This is a genomic window from Paracoccus simplex (assembly GCF_042648325.1).
Lineage (GTDB): Bacteria > Pseudomonadota > Alphaproteobacteria > Rhodobacterales > Rhodobacteraceae > Paracoccus > Paracoccus simplex.
The window spans coordinates 1-18,204 of sequence record NZ_JBHRXE010000012.1 but is presented as its reverse complement, the minus strand read 5'-3'; the positions used below and the strand labels follow the sequence as shown (position 1 = coordinate 18,204).

16 protein-coding genes and 1 pseudogene are annotated in these 18,204 nt (G+C 67.5%); 7 read left to right on the top strand and 10 right to left on the bottom strand.

Annotation, left to right across the window (positions count from 1 at the left end):
- Positions 1-7: 7 nt before the first annotated feature.
- From rpoD to ACFOMP_RS05490, 3 genes are all read right to left on the bottom strand, one after another.
- On the bottom strand, positions 8-2,002 hold the full coding sequence (rpoD, locus tag ACFOMP_RS05500) for an RNA polymerase sigma factor RpoD (RefSeq protein WP_289895225.1): 1,995 nt from the start codon (positions 2,000-2,002) through the stop codon (positions 8-10).
- A gap of 139 nt (positions 2,003-2,141) precedes the next feature.
- Positions 2,142-4,070, bottom strand: coding sequence for a DNA primase (gene dnaG / locus ACFOMP_RS05495; RefSeq protein ID WP_289895224.1), 1,929 nt, complete (start codon positions 4,068-4,070; stop codon positions 2,142-2,144).
- A 16-nt stretch (positions 4,071-4,086) separates the two neighbouring features.
- Entirely contained in the window at positions 4,087-4,695 is a 609-nt protein-coding gene (locus tag ACFOMP_RS05490) for a TetR/AcrR family transcriptional regulator (protein WP_289895223.1), read from the bottom strand.
- A 100-nt stretch (positions 4,696-4,795) separates the two neighbouring features.
- On the opposite strand from ACFOMP_RS05490, the gene ACFOMP_RS05485 reads away from it, so the two are divergent.
- Both ACFOMP_RS05485 and ACFOMP_RS05480 read left to right on the top strand, forming a co-directional pair.
- Positions 4,796-5,146 (top strand): hypothetical protein, encoded by a 351-nt coding sequence (locus ACFOMP_RS05485; protein ID WP_379028426.1) that lies wholly within the window; start codon positions 4,796-4,798, stop codon positions 5,144-5,146.
- Between the two features lie 10 nt (positions 5,147-5,156).
- Complete coding sequence (locus tag ACFOMP_RS05480; protein WP_379028424.1) at positions 5,157-6,320, top strand: alpha-hydroxy acid oxidase; 1,164 nt, start codon at positions 5,157-5,159, stop codon at positions 6,318-6,320.
- Between the two features lie 19 nt (positions 6,321-6,339).
- Here the strand turns inward: ACFOMP_RS05480 and ACFOMP_RS05475 are convergent, their stop codons facing one another.
- Positions 6,340-7,332, bottom strand: a complete 993-nt coding sequence (locus tag ACFOMP_RS05475; RefSeq protein ID WP_379028422.1) for an acyltransferase family protein — start codon at positions 7,330-7,332, stop codon at positions 6,340-6,342.
- 180 nt (positions 7,333-7,512) lie between these two features.
- On the opposite strand from ACFOMP_RS05475, the gene ACFOMP_RS05470 reads away from it, so the two are divergent.
- From ACFOMP_RS05470 to gluQRS, 3 genes are all read left to right on the top strand, one after another.
- The gene (locus ACFOMP_RS05470) at positions 7,513-8,139 is read left to right on the top strand and encodes a 50S ribosomal protein L25/general stress protein Ctc (RefSeq protein WP_289895216.1); all 627 of its coding nucleotides are present in this window, start codon (positions 7,513-7,515) and stop codon (positions 8,137-8,139) included.
- Between the two features lie 115 nt (positions 8,140-8,254).
- Positions 8,255-9,595, top strand: a complete 1,341-nt coding sequence (gene trmFO, locus ACFOMP_RS05465) for a methylenetetrahydrofolate--tRNA-(uracil(54)-C(5))-methyltransferase (FADH(2)-oxidizing) TrmFO (RefSeq protein ID WP_289895215.1) — start codon at positions 8,255-8,257, stop codon at positions 9,593-9,595.
- Positions 9,574-10,437, top strand: coding sequence for a tRNA glutamyl-Q(34) synthetase GluQRS (gluQRS, locus tag ACFOMP_RS05460; RefSeq protein WP_379028419.1), 864 nt, complete (start codon positions 9,574-9,576; stop codon positions 10,435-10,437). The genes trmFO and gluQRS overlap by 22 nt, the downstream gene beginning before the upstream one ends.
- Here the strand turns inward: gluQRS and hisI are convergent.
- Positions 10,426-10,785, bottom strand: a complete 360-nt coding sequence (hisI, locus tag ACFOMP_RS05455) for a phosphoribosyl-AMP cyclohydrolase (protein ID WP_289895213.1) — start codon at positions 10,783-10,785, stop codon at positions 10,426-10,428. The two genes, gluQRS and hisI, sit on opposite strands and share 12 nt — an antisense overlap.
- Positions 10,786-10,844: 59 nt before the next feature.
- Here hisI and ACFOMP_RS05450 point away from each other — a divergent pair, with 59 nt between their 5' ends.
- Entirely contained in the window at positions 10,845-11,282 is a 438-nt protein-coding gene (locus ACFOMP_RS05450; RefSeq protein WP_289895212.1) for an iron-sulfur cluster assembly scaffold protein, read from the top strand.
- A 323-nt stretch (positions 11,283-11,605) separates the two neighbouring features.
- On the opposite strand, the gene recG is transcribed toward ACFOMP_RS05450, so the two are convergent.
- The 5 genes and pseudogenes from recG to ACFOMP_RS05425 form a co-directional block, all read right to left on the bottom strand.
- Positions 11,606-13,717 carry an ATP-dependent DNA helicase RecG gene (recG, locus tag ACFOMP_RS05445; RefSeq protein ID WP_379028417.1) on the bottom strand — a complete coding sequence of 704 codons (2,112 nt, stop codon included), beginning with the start codon at positions 13,715-13,717 and terminating at the stop codon, positions 11,606-11,608.
- A complete protein-coding gene (gene ligA, locus ACFOMP_RS05440) occupies positions 13,693-15,975 on the bottom strand; it encodes an NAD-dependent DNA ligase LigA (protein ID WP_379028415.1) in 2,283 nt (760 codons plus the stop codon). The genes recG and ligA overlap by 25 nt, the downstream gene beginning before the upstream one ends.
- A gap of 99 nt (positions 15,976-16,074) precedes the next feature.
- Positions 16,075-16,272, bottom strand: a pseudogene (locus ACFOMP_RS05435) (winged helix-turn-helix domain-containing protein); the annotation flags it as partial.
- A gap of 246 nt (positions 16,273-16,518) precedes the next feature.
- Entirely contained in the window at positions 16,519-17,010 is a 492-nt protein-coding gene (locus ACFOMP_RS05430; RefSeq protein WP_379028413.1) for a YciE/YciF ferroxidase family protein, read from the bottom strand.
- A 164-nt stretch (positions 17,011-17,174) separates the two neighbouring features.
- A complete protein-coding gene (locus ACFOMP_RS05425) occupies positions 17,175-17,375 on the bottom strand; it encodes a hypothetical protein (protein ID WP_379028411.1) in 201 nt (66 codons plus the stop codon).
- A 210-nt stretch (positions 17,376-17,585) separates the two neighbouring features.
- Between ACFOMP_RS05425 and ACFOMP_RS05420 the strand changes: the two genes are divergently transcribed.
- Positions 17,586-17,816, top strand: coding sequence for a hypothetical protein (locus ACFOMP_RS05420; protein WP_072464391.1), 231 nt, complete (start codon positions 17,586-17,588; stop codon positions 17,814-17,816).
- The last annotated feature ends 388 nt before the right edge of the window (positions 17,817-18,204 follow it).

Genomic DNA, 18,204 nt, shown 5'->3' with positions numbered 1-18,204 from the left:
TGCCGGTTTACTGATCCAGGAAGGAGCGCAGCTTGCGCGACCGGCTGGGATGCTTGAGCTTGCGCAGCGCCTTGGCCTCGATCTGGCGGATGCGCTCGCGGGTGACGCTGAACTGCTGACCGACTTCCTCCAGCGTATGGTCGGTGTTCATGCCGATGCCGAAGCGCATGCGCAGCACCCGCTCCTCGCGCGGGGTCAGCGACGCCAGCACGCGGGTGGTGGTTTCCTTGAGGTTTTCCTGAATGGCGCTGTCCAGCGGCAGCACGGCATTCTTGTCCTCGATGAAATCGCCAAGCTGGCTGTCCTCCTCGTCCCCGATCGGGGTTTCAAGGCTGATCGGCTCCTTGGCGATCTTCATCACCTTGCGGACCTTTTCCAGCGGCATCTGCAGCTTTTCGGCCAGTTCCTCGGGCGTCGGTTCGCGGCCGATCTCGTGCAGCATCTGGCGGCCGGTGCGCACCAGCTTGTTGATCGTCTCGATCATGTGCACCGGGATGCGGATGGTGCGGGCCTGATCGGCGATGGATCGCGTGATCGCCTGCCGGATCCACCAGGTCGCATAGGTCGAGAACTTGTAGCCGCGGCGATACTCGAACTTGTCCACGGCCTTCATCAGGCCGATATTGCCTTCCTGAATAAGATCGAGGAACTGCAGGCCCCGGTTCGTGTATTTCTTGGCAATCGAGATCACCAGCCGCAGGTTCGCCTCGACCATTTCCTTCTTGGCCTGGCGCGATTCCTTTTCGCCGCGCTGGACCTGGCTGACGATGCGGCGGAATTCCTCGATATCGACGCCGACATGCTGGCCGACCATGGCCATGTCGCCGCGCAGCTGCTCGACCTGAGTGCGCGAGCGGTCGAACAGCGCCTGCCAGCCGCGGCCCTTGTTTTCCATCATCCGCTCGACCCAGGTCGGGTCCAGTTCGCTGCCGCGATAGGCGTCGATGAATTCGCGACGGTTGATGCGGGCGGCATCGGCCAGCTTGACCATGCCCGAGTCGATGGTGACGATCCGGCGGTTGATGCCATAGATCTGGTCGACCAGCGCCTCGATCCGGGCATTGTGCAGATGCAGTTCATTGACCAGCCCGACGATGCGCGAGCGCAGCACCTGATAGGCCGATTCCTGCGCGGCCGAGAAGGTGCCGTCCTCGTTCAGCGTGGCGGACATGCGGTTGTCCTGCATATGCGCCAGCTCTTCGTAGCCGCGGGCGATCGCTTCCAGCGTCTCCAGCACCTTGGGCTTCAGCGAGGCTTCCATCGCGGCCAGCGACAGGTTCTGGCCGTCATCCTCGTCCTCGTCATCCTCGCCCCGGCCCATCGGATTGCCGTCGGCGTCCAGCTCCTCCTCCTCGCGCGCGGCATTGCCGGCGGCGGGACGCGGGCTGTCGGCGTCGACCACCTCTTCCTCTTCCTCGCCCTCCTCGTCCATCGAACGGCCGAAGGTGGTCTCAAGGTCGATGACGTCACGCAGCAGGATCTCCTCGTCCAGCAGCTCCTGCCGCCAGAGGGTGATGGCCTTGAAGGTCAGCGGGCTTTCGCAGAGGCCCGCGATCATGGTGTTGCGGCCGGCCTCGATGCGCTTGGCGATGGCGATCTCGCCCTCGCGCGACAGCAGCTCGACCGAGCCCATCTCGCGCAGATACATGCGCACCGGGTCGTCGGTGCGGTCCAGCTTCTCGGTCTCGGCGGTGGCTACGGCGATCTCGCGCGAACCCGAACCCGAGCCGGTGGTGGCCAACTCGCCGCCCTGCTCGGCCTCGTCGGCCTCCTCGTCGGTCTCGACCACGCGGATGTCCATCTCGGACAGCATCGACATCACGTCCTCGATCTGGTCCGAGCTGACCTGCTCGGGCGGCAGGACGGCATTGAGCTGGTCGTAGGTGATGAAGCCGCGCTCGCGCCCTTCGGCGATCATGCGCTTGACCGCGGCCTGCGACATGTCCAGCGAGTGATCGTCGTCCTTGGTGTCGGGCTTCTGGTCGTCGTCGTTGGCTGCCATGCTGGCTCCCTTGAAGCGGTGATTCGCGAATCGGCGAATCGGGATCGGCTATCGGCCGCTTCTATCCGAATCGCGGAGGGGATTCAAATCCGCGACCCGGCGCGGCCGGGGTGATTCGGCGCTGGCCTTCCCGCATCCGTCAGCGGCGCGGCTTGCGCCAGATCTCGTTCTTCAGCGCCGCGTCGAGAATGGCCCGATAGGCGTCGCTGTCCTCGCCCAGATCCGACAGGTCGGCCAGCGAGGGGTGGTCGGCCAGTTGCCGGGCGCGGGCGGATTGCGCCATGCGCCAGGTCAACCCCTCGTCGGCCAGCCCCTCGATCTCGGCCTCGGCGCGGGCGATTTCCTCGCGCGCGGCGCGGCGCGCCTCGATCCGGTCCAGGGCATTGGCCAGGATTTCCGCGGCGGCATCGCCGTCATGCGGGCGCAGGATGGCCGGAGCCGCCCTCACATGGGGGTCGGCCAGGATGCTTTCAAGGGCGCGCTGGCCCGCCTGCGACTGCGTGCCCGAAAGCAGGTCGTGGATCAGCGCCGCGCGGTCGGCGTCATGCGGCTCCAGCCGCTCGAGGCGCGATTCCACCGGGGCGATCAGGCCGGGATGGGTGGCGCAGATCGCCAGCACCATGGCCTCGATCAAAAACTCGGCCTCATGCTCGTCCGCATCGGGCGCGGACAGGCGCGAGGCGCGGGTCGGCGCCGCCGGCGCGACGGGCTGGAAGCGCGGATTGCGGCCCTGGCCCTGCCAGCCCTCGCGCGGCGGGCGCGCCTGGGCCGGGTCGCGGCGGCGATTGCCGAACAGCTCCCATTTCAGGTTGCGCAGCACCGAATGGTAATGGTCGCGGGTATCCTTGTCGGGGATCTTTGCCACCGCCTCGCCAAGCGCCTTGTCCAGCGCCGCGCGGCGCTCGGGGCTGTCGAAGACCCGGCCGTCGGTCTCGCGCCGCCATAGCAGGTCGACCAGCGGCCGCGCCTCCTCCAGCACCGCAGCCATGGCCGCGGCGCCGCGGGCGCGGATCAGGTCGTCGGGATCCTGGCCCTGCGGCAGGAAGGCGAAGCGCAGCGCCTGCCCCGGCCCGGTCATCGGCAGCGCCAGGTCGATCAGCCGCATCGCGGCACGCAGACCGGCATCGTCGCCGTCCAGCGCGATCACCGGCTCGGGCGAGATGCGCCACATCAGCCGCAACTGGTCCTCGGTGACGGCGGTGCCCAGCGGCGCCACCGCGCCCTCGAAGCCGGCGCGGACCAGGGCGATCACGTCCATATAGCCCTCGGCCACCACCAGCGGCCTGCCCTTGGCCACCGCCGCCCGCGCCGGGCCGACATTGTAGAGGTTGCGGCCCTTGTCGAAGAGCGGCGTTTCGGGAGAGTTCAGGTATTTCGCCCGCGCGTTCGGGTCCATCGCCCGGCCGCCGAAGGCGATGCAGCGCCCGCGCCCGTCGCGGATCGGGAAAATGATGCGGCCGCGGAAGCGGTCGAAGGCCGCGCCGCCGTTGTCGGGCTTGGCCGCCAGCCCGGACTCGACGATCAGCGCCTCGGCGATGCCCTTGGCGCGCAGGGCGTTGAACAGGCCCTGGCGCTGGTCGGGGGCGAAGCCGATGCCGAAGCGTTCGCAGGCGGCCTCGTCCAGGCCGCGCTGCGCCAGATAGGCGCGCGCCTGCTCGGCCGCGGCCATGCCAAGCTGCATGCGGAACCAGCGCACCGCCTGTTCCATGACCTCGACCAGTTCCGTGCGCCGGTCGGCGCGCTGCACCTGGCGCGGGTCGCGTTCGGGCATCGGCAGCCCGGCCTCGGCGGCCAGCAGCTCGACCGCTTCGATGAACCCCAGCCCCTCGGCCTCGCGCAGAAAGGTCAGCGCGTCGCCTTTGGCATGGCAGCCGAAGCAGTAATAGAAGCCCTTCTGGTCATCGACATGAAACGAAGCTGTCTTTTCGCCGTGGAAGGGACAGGGCGCCCACCAGTCACCCTTGGCCTGATTCGAACGGCGCAGATCCCAGACCACCTTGCGGCCGATCACGCGCGACAAAGGCACGCGGGCGCGGATCTCATCAAGGAATTGCGGCGGCAGGCTCATGCCATCCTATATCGGATCAGGACCGCCGGTTGAAAAGGGGATTCGCACCGACGGCGCCACGCACCAGATCCCAATAGACCGCGACCACGCGCTCCTGGTCCAGCCGCCCGCCCTCGCGGTACCAGTTGGTGACGCCGGTCAGCATGGCGATCAGCGCCATGGTGGCCAGCCGCGTATCGGGCACCGTCATCGAGCCCTCGGCCTCGCCGGCGATCAGGATCGCCTCCAGCGCGTCCTCGTAGCGGCGGCGCAGGCCGGCGATCTCGGCGCGGTTGTCCGGCGTCAGGTTGCGCAATTCCATATAGGACAGGAACACCGCTTCGGGCCGCTGCAGGCTGGTCTGGATGTGAAAGCGCAGGAAAGCCTCCAGCCGCTCCAGCGCCGGACGCGCCGGATCGTCGTGCCAGGCGGCCAGCAGCTCCTCCATATGCACCCGCAGCAGGTCGACCAGCAACGCCTGCTTGTCGGCGGTATAGGCATAAAGCGCGCCGACCTGCACGCCGACCTCGGCCGCGATCTGCCGCATCGAGACCGCCGCATAGCCGTGGCGCGCGAACAGCGTGCGCGCCGTGTCGCGGATCAGCGGTCCGGTGATCTCTGCCCGTGAGCCCTGGGTTCTTGCCATGCCGCCTTCTAGGAGGCGCCGCCGCGCAAGGAAAGAGCGCATCTTGCCCCCGGGGCTCGCCCCGCCCTATGGTCCGGCCGTGAAAGTTCAGGGGGACGGGATGAGCCTGGCGAAGATTTGCGGCGCGCTGGCGCTGGCGGCGCTGGCCGCATGCAGCGACGACACCAGCGACTATCCCGCGCTCATGCCCACCGACCGGCTGCTGGCGCCGCCCAGCCTGCCCGGCCATGCCGCGGATGCCGCCAACGACCCCGAGGCCGCCACGGCGGCGCTGGATGCGCGGGCGCAGGGTCTGGCGGGCCGCGCCGGATCGGGTCAGGTCGACAACGATGCCGAGCTGCGCCGCCGGGCCGAGGCGCTGCGCGCTCGCGCCAGGGCGCTGTCCGAACGCCCGCTGGACGACTGCACCCCGGACGATGCCGATTGCGCGCCCGAAGCCGCGCCGAACTGAGGAGACCCCAATGCCGGCCATCACCTGCATCGACGATCTGAAGACGCTCTATCGTCGGCGCGCGCCGCGCATGTTCTACGACTACGCGGAAAGCGGCAGCTATACCGAAAGCACCTTCCGCGAGAACTGCACGGATTTCCAGCGCATCAAGCTGCGCCAGCGGGTCGCGGTGGACATGACCGGCCGCACCACCAAAAGCACGATGATCGGCCAAGAGATGGCCATGCCGGTGGCGCTGGCCCCGGTCGGGATGACCGGCATGCAATGCGCCGACGGCGAGATCAAGGCGGCGCGGGCGGCGCGGGATTTCGGCGTGCCCTACACGCTGTCCACCATGTCGATCTGCTCGCTCGAGGATGTGGCCGAGGCGGTGCAGGCGCCGTTCTGGTTCCAGCTCTATGTGATGCGCGACCAGGAATTCCTTGAGGCGATCATCGAGCGGGCCCGGCGCGCCCGGTGCTCGGCACTGGTGCTGACGCTGGACCTGCAGATCCTCGGCCAGCGCCACAAGGATCTGAAGAACGGCCTGTCGGCGCCGCCGAAGCTGACGCTGCCGGTCCTGCTGGACCTGGCGACGAAATGGCGCTGGGGCATCGGGATGCTGCGGACCAAGCGCCGCTTCTTCGGCAATATCGTCGGCCATGCCAAGGGCGTGGGCGACACCTCGTCGCTGTCGAGCTGGACGGCCGAGCAGTTCGACCCGCAGCTCGATTGGGACAAGATCGCCCGCATCCGCGACCTCTGGGGCGGCAAGCTGATCCTGAAGGGCATCAACGACCCCGAGGACGCCCGCATGGCCGCCGGCTTCGGCGCCGATGCGATCATCGTCAGCAACCACGGCGGCCGGCAACTGGACGGCGCGGTCAGCGCGATCCGCATGCTACCCGAGATCGTGCAGGCGGTCGGCGACCAGGTCGAGATCCATCTCGACAGCGGCATCCGCTCGGGCCAGGACGTGCTGAAGGCGCTGGCGCTGGGGGCGCATGCCGCCCATATCGGCCGCGCCTATATCTACGGGCTCGGCGCCATGGGCGAGGCCGGGGTGACCCGGGCGCTGGAGATCATCCGCAACGAGCTGGACGTGACCATGGCGCTGTGCGGCGAACGTGACGTGACGGCGCTGGGGCGGCAGAACCTGCTGATCCCGCCGGATTTCCTGCAACCCTGGGCCTGAGCGGCGCCCGCCGCCACGCTCAGGCGCGGGGGCCGCGCTGCGCGTCGTAGCGATGTTTCGGCTTGCCGAAGCCGGGAATCGGCAGTCGCTGCAGCAGCAGCGCCGCCAGGGTCGGCAACCCGACTGCGAACAGCATAAGCTCGCCCAGATCCTGAAAGCCCAGCGAGCGCGCCAGATGCAGCGCCAGCACATGCATGAAATAGATCGAAGCCGAAATCGGGTCGAGCCGAAGCGGCGGCGCCGGTATGGCCGTGCCCAGGGTGGCGATGAACAGCGCCGGCGCCGCGACATAGGAACTGGCGGGAATGTCCAGCATCACCTGATCGCTGCGCCAGGCCTGGACCAGCCACGCCTCGGCCATCAACAGCCCCAGCCCGATGGCGGTCAGGGCCAGAACCAGCCAGCGCCCCGGAAGGCCCGGCATTCCCAGCCGCGCCACCCGCCGCCCGCAGAGATAGCCGATGGCGACGAAGGGAAAGCACATGAACAGGCCGTTCGAGAACTTCTTCACGCCGATATGCATGATCCCCGACAGGCTGACATATTGCAGCACCACGCCGATCAGCGCGCAGACCACCGCCGCCGCCATCAGGATACGATATTCATAGGCCGGCGCGATCCTGCGGGCAAAGCCGCGCAGCAACAGGATCACCGCCCCGGCGACCAGGATGCCGGCCATGAACCACAGGTGGAAATAGCCCCAGGCCAGGGTCTTGACCAGCGAGACCGGACCGTGCACCTCGTTCAGCCAGAAAGGCAGATAGACCGCCATCCAGAAACCGTAAAGCGCCGTCACCCGCCACAGCCACTTGCCGCCCTTGTCGCGGGCCACCGCCGAATAGAGGAAATAGCCGGCCACGATGCAGAAGGTCGGCACCATGGCCCGCATCAGCCCGTTCCCGACCATGTAGAGATAGGGCGTCATGTTGACCTGCAGCCAGTAGGTATGGCCAAAGGCAACCAGAACGGCCAGACCCAGCTTCAGATAGTCCAGTGAATGTATACGGTGCAACTCGCGAACCCCGGCACGACTTGAACTGCTTTGCTACCTCTCCGTGCTTCTGGCAAGGGTTTTTCGTGTCGCATGCTAGGCTTTTTCCACTTCACAACCGAATGACGTCGCGCTATAGGCCCGTCTTCGGCCATGCACCCTTGGAGGATGGCCGCAAACCACAACCAAAGGAATACCATCATGGCCAAAGAGATCCCGGATCTGGTGGCCGAGGCACGCGCGGGGACAGGCAAGGGGGCCGCCCGCCAAGCTCGCCGCGAAGGCAAGGTGCCCGGCATCGTTTATGGCGACGGCAAAGAGCCGCAGCCGATCCAAATCGAGTTCAACTCGCTGCTGACCAAGCTGCGCGCCGGCCGCTTCATGTCCACGCTGTGGAACCTGAAGGTCGAGGGCCAGGACGACGTGCGCGTCGTCTGCCGCGGCGTCCAGCGCGACGTGGTCAAGGATCTGCCGACGCATATCGACTTCATGCGCCTGCACCGCAACACCCGCGTGAACCTGTTCATCCACGTGAACTTCGAAAACCACGACGCCGCCCCCGGCCTCAAGCGCGGCGGCACGCTGGTCGTGGTGCGCCCCGAGGTCGAGCTGGTCGTGACCGCCTCGGACATCCCCGAGCAGATCACCGTGGACCTGACCGGCAAGCAGATCGGCGACACCATCCACATCGAGGACGTGGTGCTGCCGGCCGGCGTGAAGCCGACCATCGACCGCAATTTCGTCATCGCCAACATCGCCGCGCCCTCGGGCCTGCGCTCGGCCGATAACGAGGAGACTGCTGCCGAAGGCGAAGCCGCCGAGGCCTGATCGCGGGTCCAAGCAGCGAATCACGACGGGCGGCACCCTTGCGGGCGCCGCCCTTTCTCTTGCCGGAAGGCCCGGCGGTTGCTAGGACATCGCGCCTGACGCGAAGGGGAAACGCATGGAACCGATCCATATCATCGGCGCCGGCCTTGCCGGATCCGAGGCCGCCTGGCAGATCGCCCGCGCCGGCGTGCCGGTGGTGCTGCACGAGATGCGGCCCCAGGTCGCGACCTTCGCCCACCGCACCGGCGACTGCGCCGAGATGGTCTGCTCGAACAGCTTCCGCTCGGACGACGACCGCATGAACGCCGTCGGCCAACTGCATTGGGAGATGCGGGCGGCCGATGGGTTGATCATGGCCATGGCCGAGCGCCATCGCCTGCCCGCCGGCGGGGCGCTGGCCGTCGACCGCGACGCCTTCTCGCAGGCCGTGACCCAGGCGCTGCGCGACGAGCCGCTGGTCAGCTTCGCGCCGGGCGAGGTGACCGCGCTGCCCGCCGAGGGCCGCTGGATCGTCGCCACCGGCCCGCTGACCTCCGCGGCGCTCGGCCAGTCGATCCGCAGCCTGACCGGGGAAGGCTCGCTGGCCTTCTTCGACGCCATCGCCCCCATCGTCCATGCCGAAAGCATCGACATGTCGATCTGCTGGCGGCAAAGCCGCTACGACAAGGGCGAGACCGAGGAAGAGCGGACCGCCTATATCAACTGCCCGATGACCCGCGCCGATTACGAGGGCTTCATCGACGCGCTGCTGGCGGCGGAAAAGACCGAGTTCCACGAGGGCGAGACGGCCGGCTATTTCGATGGCTGCCTGCCGATCGAGGTCATGGCCGAGCGCGGCCGTGAAACCCTGCGCCACGGACCGATGAAACCCGTGGGCCTGACCAATGCGCACAACCCCACCGAAAAGCCCTATGCTGTGGTGCAACTGCGCCGCGACAATGCGCTGGGGACGCTCTATAATATCGTCGGCTTCCAGACCAAGATGAAATATGGTTCGCAAACCGATGTTTTCAGGAAGATTCCAGGATTGCAGAACGCCAGTTTCGCGCGTCTGGGCGGCATTCACCGCAACAGTTTCCTGAACTCGCCGCGGCTGATCGACGACCGGCTGCGGCTGCGCGCGCGACCGAACCTGCGCTTCGCCGGCCAGGTGACTGGGGTCGAGGGCTATGTCGAATCCGCTGCCATGGGCCTGCTCGCCGGCCGCATGGCCGCGGCCGAGGCGCTGGGGCGCGACCTGCCGCCGCCGCCCGCCACCACCTCGATGGGGGCGCTGGTCAACCACATCACCGGCGGCGCGGATGCCAAGACCTTCCAACCGATGAACGTGAATTTCGGCCTCTATCCGCCGCTCGACGCGATGCGGGGCGGCCGCAAGGGCCGCAAGGACCGCTACCCGGCCTATACAGACCGCGCGAAAGCCGATTTTCAGCAATGGCTTGCGGGGCAGGCTTGAACCGGACCCGGTTCGCCCCCTCGCCGACCGGCCCCCTGCATCTGGGCCATGCCTTCGCGGCGCTGACCGCGGCGCGGCTGGCCGATCCCGGCCAGTTCCTGCTGCGCATCGAGGATATCGACCAAAGCCGCTGCCGCCCGGAATACGAGGTGCTGATCGCCGAGGATCTGCGCTGGCTGGGCCTTGACTGGCCGCGACCGGTCATGCGCCAGTCCGAACGCCTGCCGGCCTATCAGGCGGCCCTGGACCGGCTGGCGGCAATGGGGCTGACCTATCCCTGTCGGTGCCGCCGCGCCGACATCCGCGCCGCGCTCGCGGCACCGCAAGAGGACGCGGCGCAGGTGGTCGGCCCGGACGGCCCGGTCTATCCCGGCACCTGCCGCCACCGCCGCATGGCCGAGGCCGGGCCGGAGGATGCCGTCCGCCTGCACGCCGCCCGCGCGCTGGAGCATCTGGGCCTCGACGAGATCGCCTTTCTGGACGAGAACATCGCCCCCGGCCTGCCGCACCGGCTAAGCGCGCAGGACTTCATCGCCGGGGTCGGCGATGTGGTGCTGGCCCGGCGCGGCATGGGTACCAGTTATCACCTTGCGGTCGTGATGGACGACGCCGCGCAAGGCATCACGCTGGTGACGCGTGGAAAAGATCTTCTGGATTCAACGTGGATCCATATCATTCTTCAGAAATTGCTGGAACTTTCGACGCCACGCTACCACCATCACCGGCTGATCCGGGACGCAGACGGCAAGCGACTGGCCAAACGCGACGATGCCCGGGCGCTGAAGCTGTTCCGCGACGAGGGCATCAGCGCCACGCAGATCCGCCGCCAGCTAGGCTTCTGACGGCGCCATGATCTCCACCTCGCGCCCGTCGCGGATCGCGGTATAGAAGCAACTGCGCCGGTTGGTGTGGCAGGCCGGCCCATGCTGGTCGACCAGCAGCAGCAGACAGTCGCGGTCGCAATCCAGCCGCAGTTCGACCAGCCTCTGCACATGGCCCGAACTTTCGCCCTTGGCCCAGAAGCCCTGGCGCGAGCGCGACCAATAGGTCACCTGTCCCGAATCCAGCGTCCGGCGCAGCGATTCCGCGTTCATCCAGGCCATCATCAGCACCTCGCCGCTGCGATGATCCTGCGCGATGGCGGGAATCAGCCCGTTCGCGTCATATTTCAGGCTGGCAGGGTCGAACATCGGCTTTCCTTTCGGGTTTGCCGCACCTATCTAATCCCGACAGCAGCAAGGGAAAAGCCATGGCCGACAGCGACCTGATGCAGCTCTACTCGCGGCGCATCCTGGCGCTGGCCTCGGACATTCCGCATCTGGGCAAGCTCGATCACGCCACGGGCAGCGCGCACCGCCGCTCGCCGCAATGCGGCTCCTCGGTGACGGCGCATGTGGTGATGCATGACGGCCGGGTCGCCGAATTCGCGCAGGAGGTGCGGGCCTGTGCCCTGGGCCAGGCCTCGGCCGGGGTATTGGGCCGCACGGCGCTCGGCCGCACCCGCGACGAGATCGCAAGCGCCCGCGACGCATTGCAGGCCATGCTGAAATCCGACGGCCCCGCCCCGGCGCCACCCTTCGAGGAACTCGAGGCGCTGCTGCCCGCCCGCGAATTCCCGAACCGCCACGCCTCGATCCTGCTGGCATGGGAGGCGCTGCTGGGCGCCATCGACGCCTCGCCGGCCTGACCGTTCTCTGTTGCCCCAATACCCCCGCCGGAGGCGGAAAAAGAAAAGCCGGCCCACAAGGGACCGGCAGTTGCGCGCATGATCGTCCGGGGGAATGATCCGGCCCCAGGCGAAGGGCCGTCGATTGCGCGGGGCAGTAAGATCAGGCCGCCAGGATCGAGGGCAGCGAAAACAGGATGATCGCGGTCACCGAAATCGCGATGGTGCCGAGCAGGTCAGAGAGGGATTCGCGGGTCATGGGTCTCTCCACAGTTCGTTTATGGTTTGTTCTCATGAACTGCGAACGAAGTAAAGAACTTTTTAGGAACATTCTGCGAACATCCCTATCCGGCGCTGATCAGCCGGATGGCCCGGTCCTGCTCCATCAGCCACAGCAGCAGCCGCACGGCATGGCCGCGCTCGCTCTCCATGGCCGGGTCGCGCTCCAGGAAGCTCTGCGCGTCCTTGCGCGCCAGCGCCATCAGCCCCGACTGGCGCTCCAGGTCGGCGATGCGGAATCGCGGCAGGCCGGATTGCGCGGTACCGATTACATCGCCGGCGCCACGCATCGCCAGGTCTTCCTCGGCGATGCGGAAGCCGTCCTCGGTTTCGCGCAGGATCGCCAGCCGCCGCCGGCCGGTCTCCGACAAGGGCTCGTGATACATCAGCAGACAGCTCGAGGCGCCCGAGCCGCGCCCGACCCGGCCGCGCAGCTGATGCAACTGCGCCAGGCCGAAGCTTTCGGCGTGTTCGATCACCATGATCGTCGCCTCGGGCACGTCCACGCCGACCTCGATCACCGTGGTCGCGACCAGGATGCGCGCCCGGCCGGCCGCGAAATCGGCCATGGCGGCGTCGCGCTCCTCGGGCGGCATCTGGCCGTGGACCAGCCGCACCCGCTCTCCGAACCGCGCCCGCAACGCCTGGAAGCGCGCCTCGGCGGCGGTCAGGTCGATCGCCTCGCTTTCCTCGACCAGCGGGCAGACCCAATAGGCCCGGGCACCGGCGTCGAGCGCGCGGGCCAGATGCTCGACCACCTCGCCCATGCGCCCGTCCGAGACCACCGTGGTGCGGATCGGCTGCCGCCCGGCGGGCTTTTCGTCCAGCACCGACAGATCCATGTCGCCGAATTGCGCCAGCGCCAGCGAGCGCGGGATCGGCGTCGCCGTCATCACCAGCATGTCGGGCGGCTGATGCCCGCCCTTGGTGCCCAGCTCCATGCGCTGGTTGACGCCGAACCGATGCTGCTCGTCGACGATGGCCAGCCGCAGGTCGTGAAAGGCGACGGTCTTCTGGATCACCGCATGGGTGCCGACCAGGATGTCGATGCGCCCCTCGGCCAGGTCGGTCAGGATATTGGCGCGGGCATCGCCCTTGTCGCGCCCGGTCAGCGCTTCGAGCCGGATGCCGGCAAGCCGGGCCAGCGGCTCCAGCGCCCGGAAATGCTGGCGGGCCAGGATCTCGGTCGGGGCCATCAGCACGCCCTGCCCGCCCGCCTCGACCGCGACCAGCAGCGCCAGGAACGCGACCAGCGTCTTGCCGGCGCCGACATCGCCCTGCAGCAGCCGGTTCATCCGCTGCGGCGCGGCCATGTCGGCGGCGATCTCCTCGACGGCGCGGGCCTGCGCCCCGGTCGGCGGCCAGGGCAGCCCGGCCAGAACCCTGGCCCGCAGATGCCCGCCGCCCTGCGTCGCCAGCCCCGCCTGCCGCCGCCGGTCGCGGCGCAGCAGCGCCAGGGTCATCTGATGCGCGAAAAGCTCGTCATAGGCCAGCCGGGCGCGCGCCGGATCGGTCGGCGACAGGCCGGCCGGCCCCTCGGGCGCATGGGCGCGGGCCAGCGCCTCGGCCCAGGCGGACCAGCCCTCGCGCGCTACGACCGAGGCGTCGATCCATTCCCCCGCCTGCGGCAACCGCCCCATCGCCGCTTGCACCGCCTTTTGCACCACGCCCTGCGTCAGCCGGCCCGACAGCGGATAGACCGGCTCGAAATCCGGCGGCGGGTCCGAGCCCTCGGCGTCGATATGGTCGGGGTGCACCATCTGCGCCATGCCGTCGAACAGCTCGATCTTGCCCGAGACCAGCCGCCCCGCGCCCACGGGCAACTGGCTTTCGATCCAGTCCCGGCGCGGGTGGAAGAACACCAGCTGCAGATCGGCACCGTCATCCGAGCAATGCACCCGCCAGGGCCGCCCCTTGGCCGTGGGCGGGCTGTGACGCTGCACGGTGACCGCCACGGTGACGATCTCGGGCGGACGGGCCTCGGCCAGCCGGGCGATGCGGCGGCGGCGGATGCCGGAATGCGGCAGGGTCAGGATCAGGTCGCGCAGCCGCGTCACGCCCATCTGGGCGAAGGCCTCGGCCGCGCGCGGCCCGACGCCCGGCAGGGTCTCGACGCCCGCGAACAGCGGAAACAGCGCCGGCGGGCGGCCCGTCACCCCTGGGCGATCGCCAGCCATTCGTCCTCGTCGATGACCTTGATGCCCAGTTCGGCGGCCTTCTTCGCCTTCGACCCGGCACCGGGGCCCGCGATCAGCAGATCGGTCTTGGCCGAGACCGAGCCCGCGACATGGGCGCCAAGCGCCTCGGCCCGCGCCTTGGCCTCGGCCCGGGTCATCTTTTCCAGCGTGCCGGTAAAGACCAGGGTCTTGCCGGTGATGGCGCTGTCGGTGGCGCGCTTTCCAGGAGGCAGCACGGTCAGGAAGCCGACCAGTCGGTCGATCGCCGCCCGCTCGCGCGCATTGGCGAAGGCGTCGGACAGCGACATGGCCAGCACCGGGCCGATGCCGTCGGCAGCAATCAGGCCGGCCCAGGCCGCGGCGGCATCGGCCGGCAGCTCGACCTGCGCCAGCACGGCGGCACGCGCCTCGGACGGGCGCGCGCGGCGGCCTTCGGCCAGCGCCGCCTCGCGCACGGCCTGCGTGGCTTCCTCGACCAGGCGCTGCGCCAGCGCCGCCGGGCGCGCGGTATCCAGCGCCGCCTCCAACGCTTCCCAGCCGCCGTAATGGCGGGCCAGATCCTGGGCCGCCACCTCGCCGACATGGCGGATGCCAAGCGCGAACAGCAGCCGCGCCAGCGGGATCTCGCGGCGCTTCTCGATGGCCTGGAACAGGCTGGAGGCGCTTTTCTCGCCCCAGCCCTCGCGGTTCTTCAGCTGGGTCAGCCGGCCGGGACCGTAGCGGTCCTGCAGGGTGAAGATGTCGGCCGGCTCGGCGATCCAGCCGTCGCGGAACAATTCCTCGACCAGCTTGGCGCCCAGCCCCTCGATGTCGAAGGCGGGGCGCGAGACGAAATGGCGCAGCTTTTCCACAGCCTGGGCCGGGCAGATCAGACCGCCGGTGCAGCGGCGGACCGAGTCGCCTTCTTCCCGGATGGCGGGCGAGCCGCATTCCGGGCAGGTCTCGGGGAAGGCATAGGGCACGGCCGCGGGCGGCCGCTTGGCCAGATCGACATCGGCGACCTTGGGGATCACGTCCCCGGCGCGATAGACCTCGACCCAGTCGCCGATGCGGATGTCCTTGCCGCCGCGGATCTCGCTGCCATCGGCGCCGCGGCCGGCAATGTAATCCTCGTTATGCAGGGTGGCGTTCGAGACCACGACCCCGCCCACCGTCACCGGATGCAGCCGCGCCACCGGGCTGAGCGCGCCGGTGCGGCCGACCTGGATGTCGATGGCCTCCAGCCGCGTCCAGGCCCGCTCGGCCGGGAACTTGTGCGCCAGGGCCCATCGCGGCGTCGTCGAGCGCATGCCGAGTCGCGCCTGATAGGCCAGATCGTTGACCTTGTAGACCACGCCGTCGATGTCATAGCCCAAGGTCGCGCGCATCTGCTCGATCTCGGCCCAGGCGGCCAGCATCTGCTGGACCGAGGCGCAGATCCGGGTCAGCGGATTGGTCTGGAAGCCGAAATCCTGCATCCGCCGCACCGCTTCCATCTGCGTGCCGGCGACAGGTGCGCTGACCTCGCCCCAGGCATAAGCGAAGAAGCGCAACGGCCGCGATGCCGTCACTGCCGGGTCGAGCTGGCGCAGCGAGCCCGCCGCCGCATTGCGCGGGTTGGCGAAGACCCGGCCGCCGTCGGACTGGTTCAGCGTCGCGAAATCCGCGTGCGACATGTAGACCTCGCCGCGGATCTCCAGAACCCCGGGCCAGTCCTCGCCGGCGAGACGCTCGGGAATATCGGCGATGGTGCGGGCATTGGCGGTCACGTTCTCGCCCACCGCGCCGTCGCCGCGGGTGGCGGCCTGGACCAGCCGCCCGCCCTCGTAGCGCAGGGATAGCGACAGGCCGTCGATCTTCGGCTCGGCCGTCAGTTCCAGCGTTGCGTCGGCAGCAAGGTTCAGGAAAGAGCGCACCCGCTGCACGAAGGCCTCGACATCGCCCGGGGTAAAGCCGTTTTCCAGCGACAGCATCGGCAGGCGATGCGGGATCTTGGCGAAGCGCGTGTCGGGCGCGGCGCCGACCTGCGCCGTCGGGCTGGCCGGATGCGCGAGCCCGGGGAAGCGCGCCTCGATCGCTTCCAGCCGCCGCTTGCCGGCATCGTATTCCGCATCGCTGATGAAAGGCGCGTCTTCCCGGTAATAGGCCAGGTTGGCGCGCGTCACCAATGCGCTCAGCCGCGCATGTTCCTCAGCCGCCGTCCCGGCATCCAGGCTGGAGACCGGCGGCAAGGCGGCTTCCGCTGCCGGAACGGCCCGATCCTCGTCTTCTCCGGCCATCCTGCCCTCCGCCTGTCTGCCGGCCCCTGCGGGCCATGATCCGGGGAAAGGTGATACCGGGGCCGGGGCCGGATTGTCCAGCACCCGGCCGTCTGGCGGTCAGGCGCGCAAGGCCATGCGCTCGGCGTTCTGGGTCTCGGCCACCGGGTCGCGCAGGACATATCCCCTGCCCCAGACCGTCTCGATATGGCTTTCGCCCTGCATCGCCGCAGCCAGCTTCTTGCGCAGCTTGCAGACGAAGACGTCGATGATCTTCAGCTCGGGCTCATCCATGCCGCCATAGAGGTGGTTCAGGAATCTATGGAAATCATGAGTTTCCGCGTCTTGGGATGGAAATTATGGATGGGACAAACCGGGACCAAAACAGGAATCTTGAAACCCCACCCCTGGAGGACGTGCGATGAGCCAGGACGCTTTCGCAAACCCTGAAACGCAAAAACACACCCGCCCAAGCGAGCTGGGCGAGTGCTGATCAGTTGTGTCGGTATCTGTTAAATCTCCAGATTCCAGCACCTTTCGAGCTGCAAAGCCCGAGAACACCAATTATTTTTTGGAAGATTGCTTGGTGTCATTCACGGCCGTGACAGCAAGAGCTGTCAGCTTCGCGTTCGCGGCTTTTTCCTCGTCCAGAATCGAGGTAAGCAGGGTGTGCGCCTCGTCATGGCCCAGAACCTTGGCCCATTCGCGCAACGTCCCATAACGCGCGATCTCGTAATGCTCGACCGCCTGTGCGGCTCCGATTAGCGCCACATCCAAAGCATGACCCGAAGCCTCTTCAATCAAGCCATCGGTCTCTTTCAATAGACCATCCATGGCATCGCATTTTTCTCCCTTGGCCTCCTGCCCGATCGACTTGAATACCGCCTCAAGGGTCTTGATATGCCCTTTGGTTTCTTTCAGATGAGCATCGACCGCCGTCTTCAGTTCGGCGTTGTTTACGGATTTCGAGACCTTGGGCAGGGACTTTGACAGGGCATTCTCAGCCCAGTAGATGTCCTGCAAGGTGTGCTCGAACGCGTCCTGCAACGTCTTCATGAAACAGTTCCTCCACTGATTTCACCGCTTCCACGCGGCACAGCGGGCAAACGTCCGGATGCACGGCTGGTTCCCGGGCCGACGCAAGGTCAAGCCGGCCCACACCTCTTTCAGTTCAGGCTCTATGCTCTACCCGATACTGCTTCGGCCCCGGTTCATCCGCGTCAACCGTCACCCAATTCGTCATAGCTCTTATTCCAAGCTAAATTGGCCTTGTCGTTCGCAGCCTGCGCCTCTTCTTCATTCATTTCGTCAATGGCTTGCTTGAACTTTGCGTCAATCCGGTGTGGGGTATCGCTGTCCAAACCATCAACCGCAGTTTGGAGCATCTCTTGCTCGGTCAGCATTTTCGGGTCGTGGACCATATGAAGTCCTCCATGGCACCGCGCGGTGTCTCCGCGCGGATATCCTATATATGGGGATCATCTTGCGGATATACACCCACTCTTGTGGAAGAAGAGAGGATCACAACGGCTCGTCGGTGAGCGGCCCTCAGGTCCGGCACCCGACGCAGTAAGCTGGACGGCGGCCGTTTGGCCTTCTAACGTGGGGACTTCAGGGAGCGGAGAATCGCCATGACCTTCATCATTCTTCACCTGAATGAACCGGGTCGGCAAGCAAGCAAGGTTGCCCTCGCCGTCGCGCATATTAGCTCGGTGCGGGAGGTTGCGGATGACGCCGGCACCGAAGTCAGGCTGTCAGATGGCAGCATCGTGAATGTGATCGAAACCTACAAAGCCATCATCAACGAGCTCGCGAGCCTGGGGGTTCGGTTCACCTCAAGCGGAAAACTAGGCCATCCGTAACGGCTCCGGCGCCGGCATGGAAAACTGACCGCCCCATCGCCTGAGCCGGGATCGGCGCGGCCGCGCAACGGCGGCGCCGACCGCGAGGCCGGCAACCAGAGACGCGGCAAGCGCCGCGTCATAGGTGACGCCCCAGCCATTCAGCAGGCCGGGCCAGCACAGTGAGCAGCGGCGACAGGTTGATCGGCACCGATTTTACCGTAGCCTGTTGGACCGGCGGGAATATCGCCCTGCTCCAGAATCGGATACTGACCCGCTGCCGGACAGTCCGATGCCGGTCCTGCTGTTCTTCTCTAATGCGCACTTGCGGTCGAGCGGGCTCTGTTGCACAAATCGGCTTAAGGCCGAGGTTCCCCTTTCCCCGGACGGACTTATCCCACAGCTTCCG

Excerpts from the sequence above, each read along its gene's own strand:
- rpoD (WP_289895225.1), bottom strand. The coding sequence starts at position 2,002 with ATGGCAGCCAACGACGACGACCAGAAGCCCGACACCAAGGACGACGAT.
- dnaG (WP_289895224.1), bottom strand. The coding sequence starts at position 4,070 with ATGAGCCTGCCGCCGCAATTCCTTGATGAGATCCGCGCCCGCGTGCCT.
- ACFOMP_RS05490 (WP_289895223.1), bottom strand. The coding sequence starts at position 4,695 with ATGGCAAGAACCCAGGGCTCACGGGCAGAGATCACCGGACCGCTGATC.
- ACFOMP_RS05485 (WP_379028426.1), top strand. The coding sequence starts at position 4,796 with ATGAGCCTGGCGAAGATTTGCGGCGCGCTGGCGCTGGCGGCGCTGGCC.
- ACFOMP_RS05480 (WP_379028424.1), top strand. The coding sequence starts at position 5,157 with ATGCCGGCCATCACCTGCATCGACGATCTGAAGACGCTCTATCGTCGG.
- ACFOMP_RS05470 (WP_289895216.1), top strand. The coding sequence starts at position 7,513 with ATGGCCAAAGAGATCCCGGATCTGGTGGCCGAGGCACGCGCGGGGACA.
- trmFO (WP_289895215.1), top strand. The coding sequence starts at position 8,255 with ATGGAACCGATCCATATCATCGGCGCCGGCCTTGCCGGATCCGAGGCC.
- gluQRS (WP_379028419.1), top strand. The coding sequence starts at position 9,574 with ATGGCTTGCGGGGCAGGCTTGAACCGGACCCGGTTCGCCCCCTCGCCG.
- hisI (WP_289895213.1), bottom strand. The coding sequence starts at position 10,785 with ATGTTCGACCCTGCCAGCCTGAAATATGACGCGAACGGGCTGATTCCC.
- ACFOMP_RS05450 (WP_289895212.1), top strand. The coding sequence starts at position 10,845 with ATGGCCGACAGCGACCTGATGCAGCTCTACTCGCGGCGCATCCTGGCG.
- recG (WP_379028417.1), bottom strand. The coding sequence starts at position 13,717 with ATGGCTGGCGATCGCCCAGGGGTGACGGGCCGCCCGCCGGCGCTGTTT.
- ligA (WP_379028415.1), bottom strand. The coding sequence starts at position 15,975 with ATGGCCGGAGAAGACGAGGATCGGGCCGTTCCGGCAGCGGAAGCCGCC.
- ACFOMP_RS05430 (WP_379028413.1), bottom strand. The coding sequence starts at position 17,010 with ATGAAGACGTTGCAGGACGCGTTCGAGCACACCTTGCAGGACATCTAC.
- ACFOMP_RS05425 (WP_379028411.1), bottom strand. The coding sequence starts at position 17,375 with ATGGTCCACGACCCGAAAATGCTGACCGAGCAAGAGATGCTCCAAACT.
- ACFOMP_RS05420 (WP_072464391.1), top strand. The coding sequence starts at position 17,586 with ATGACCTTCATCATTCTTCACCTGAATGAACCGGGTCGGCAAGCAAGC.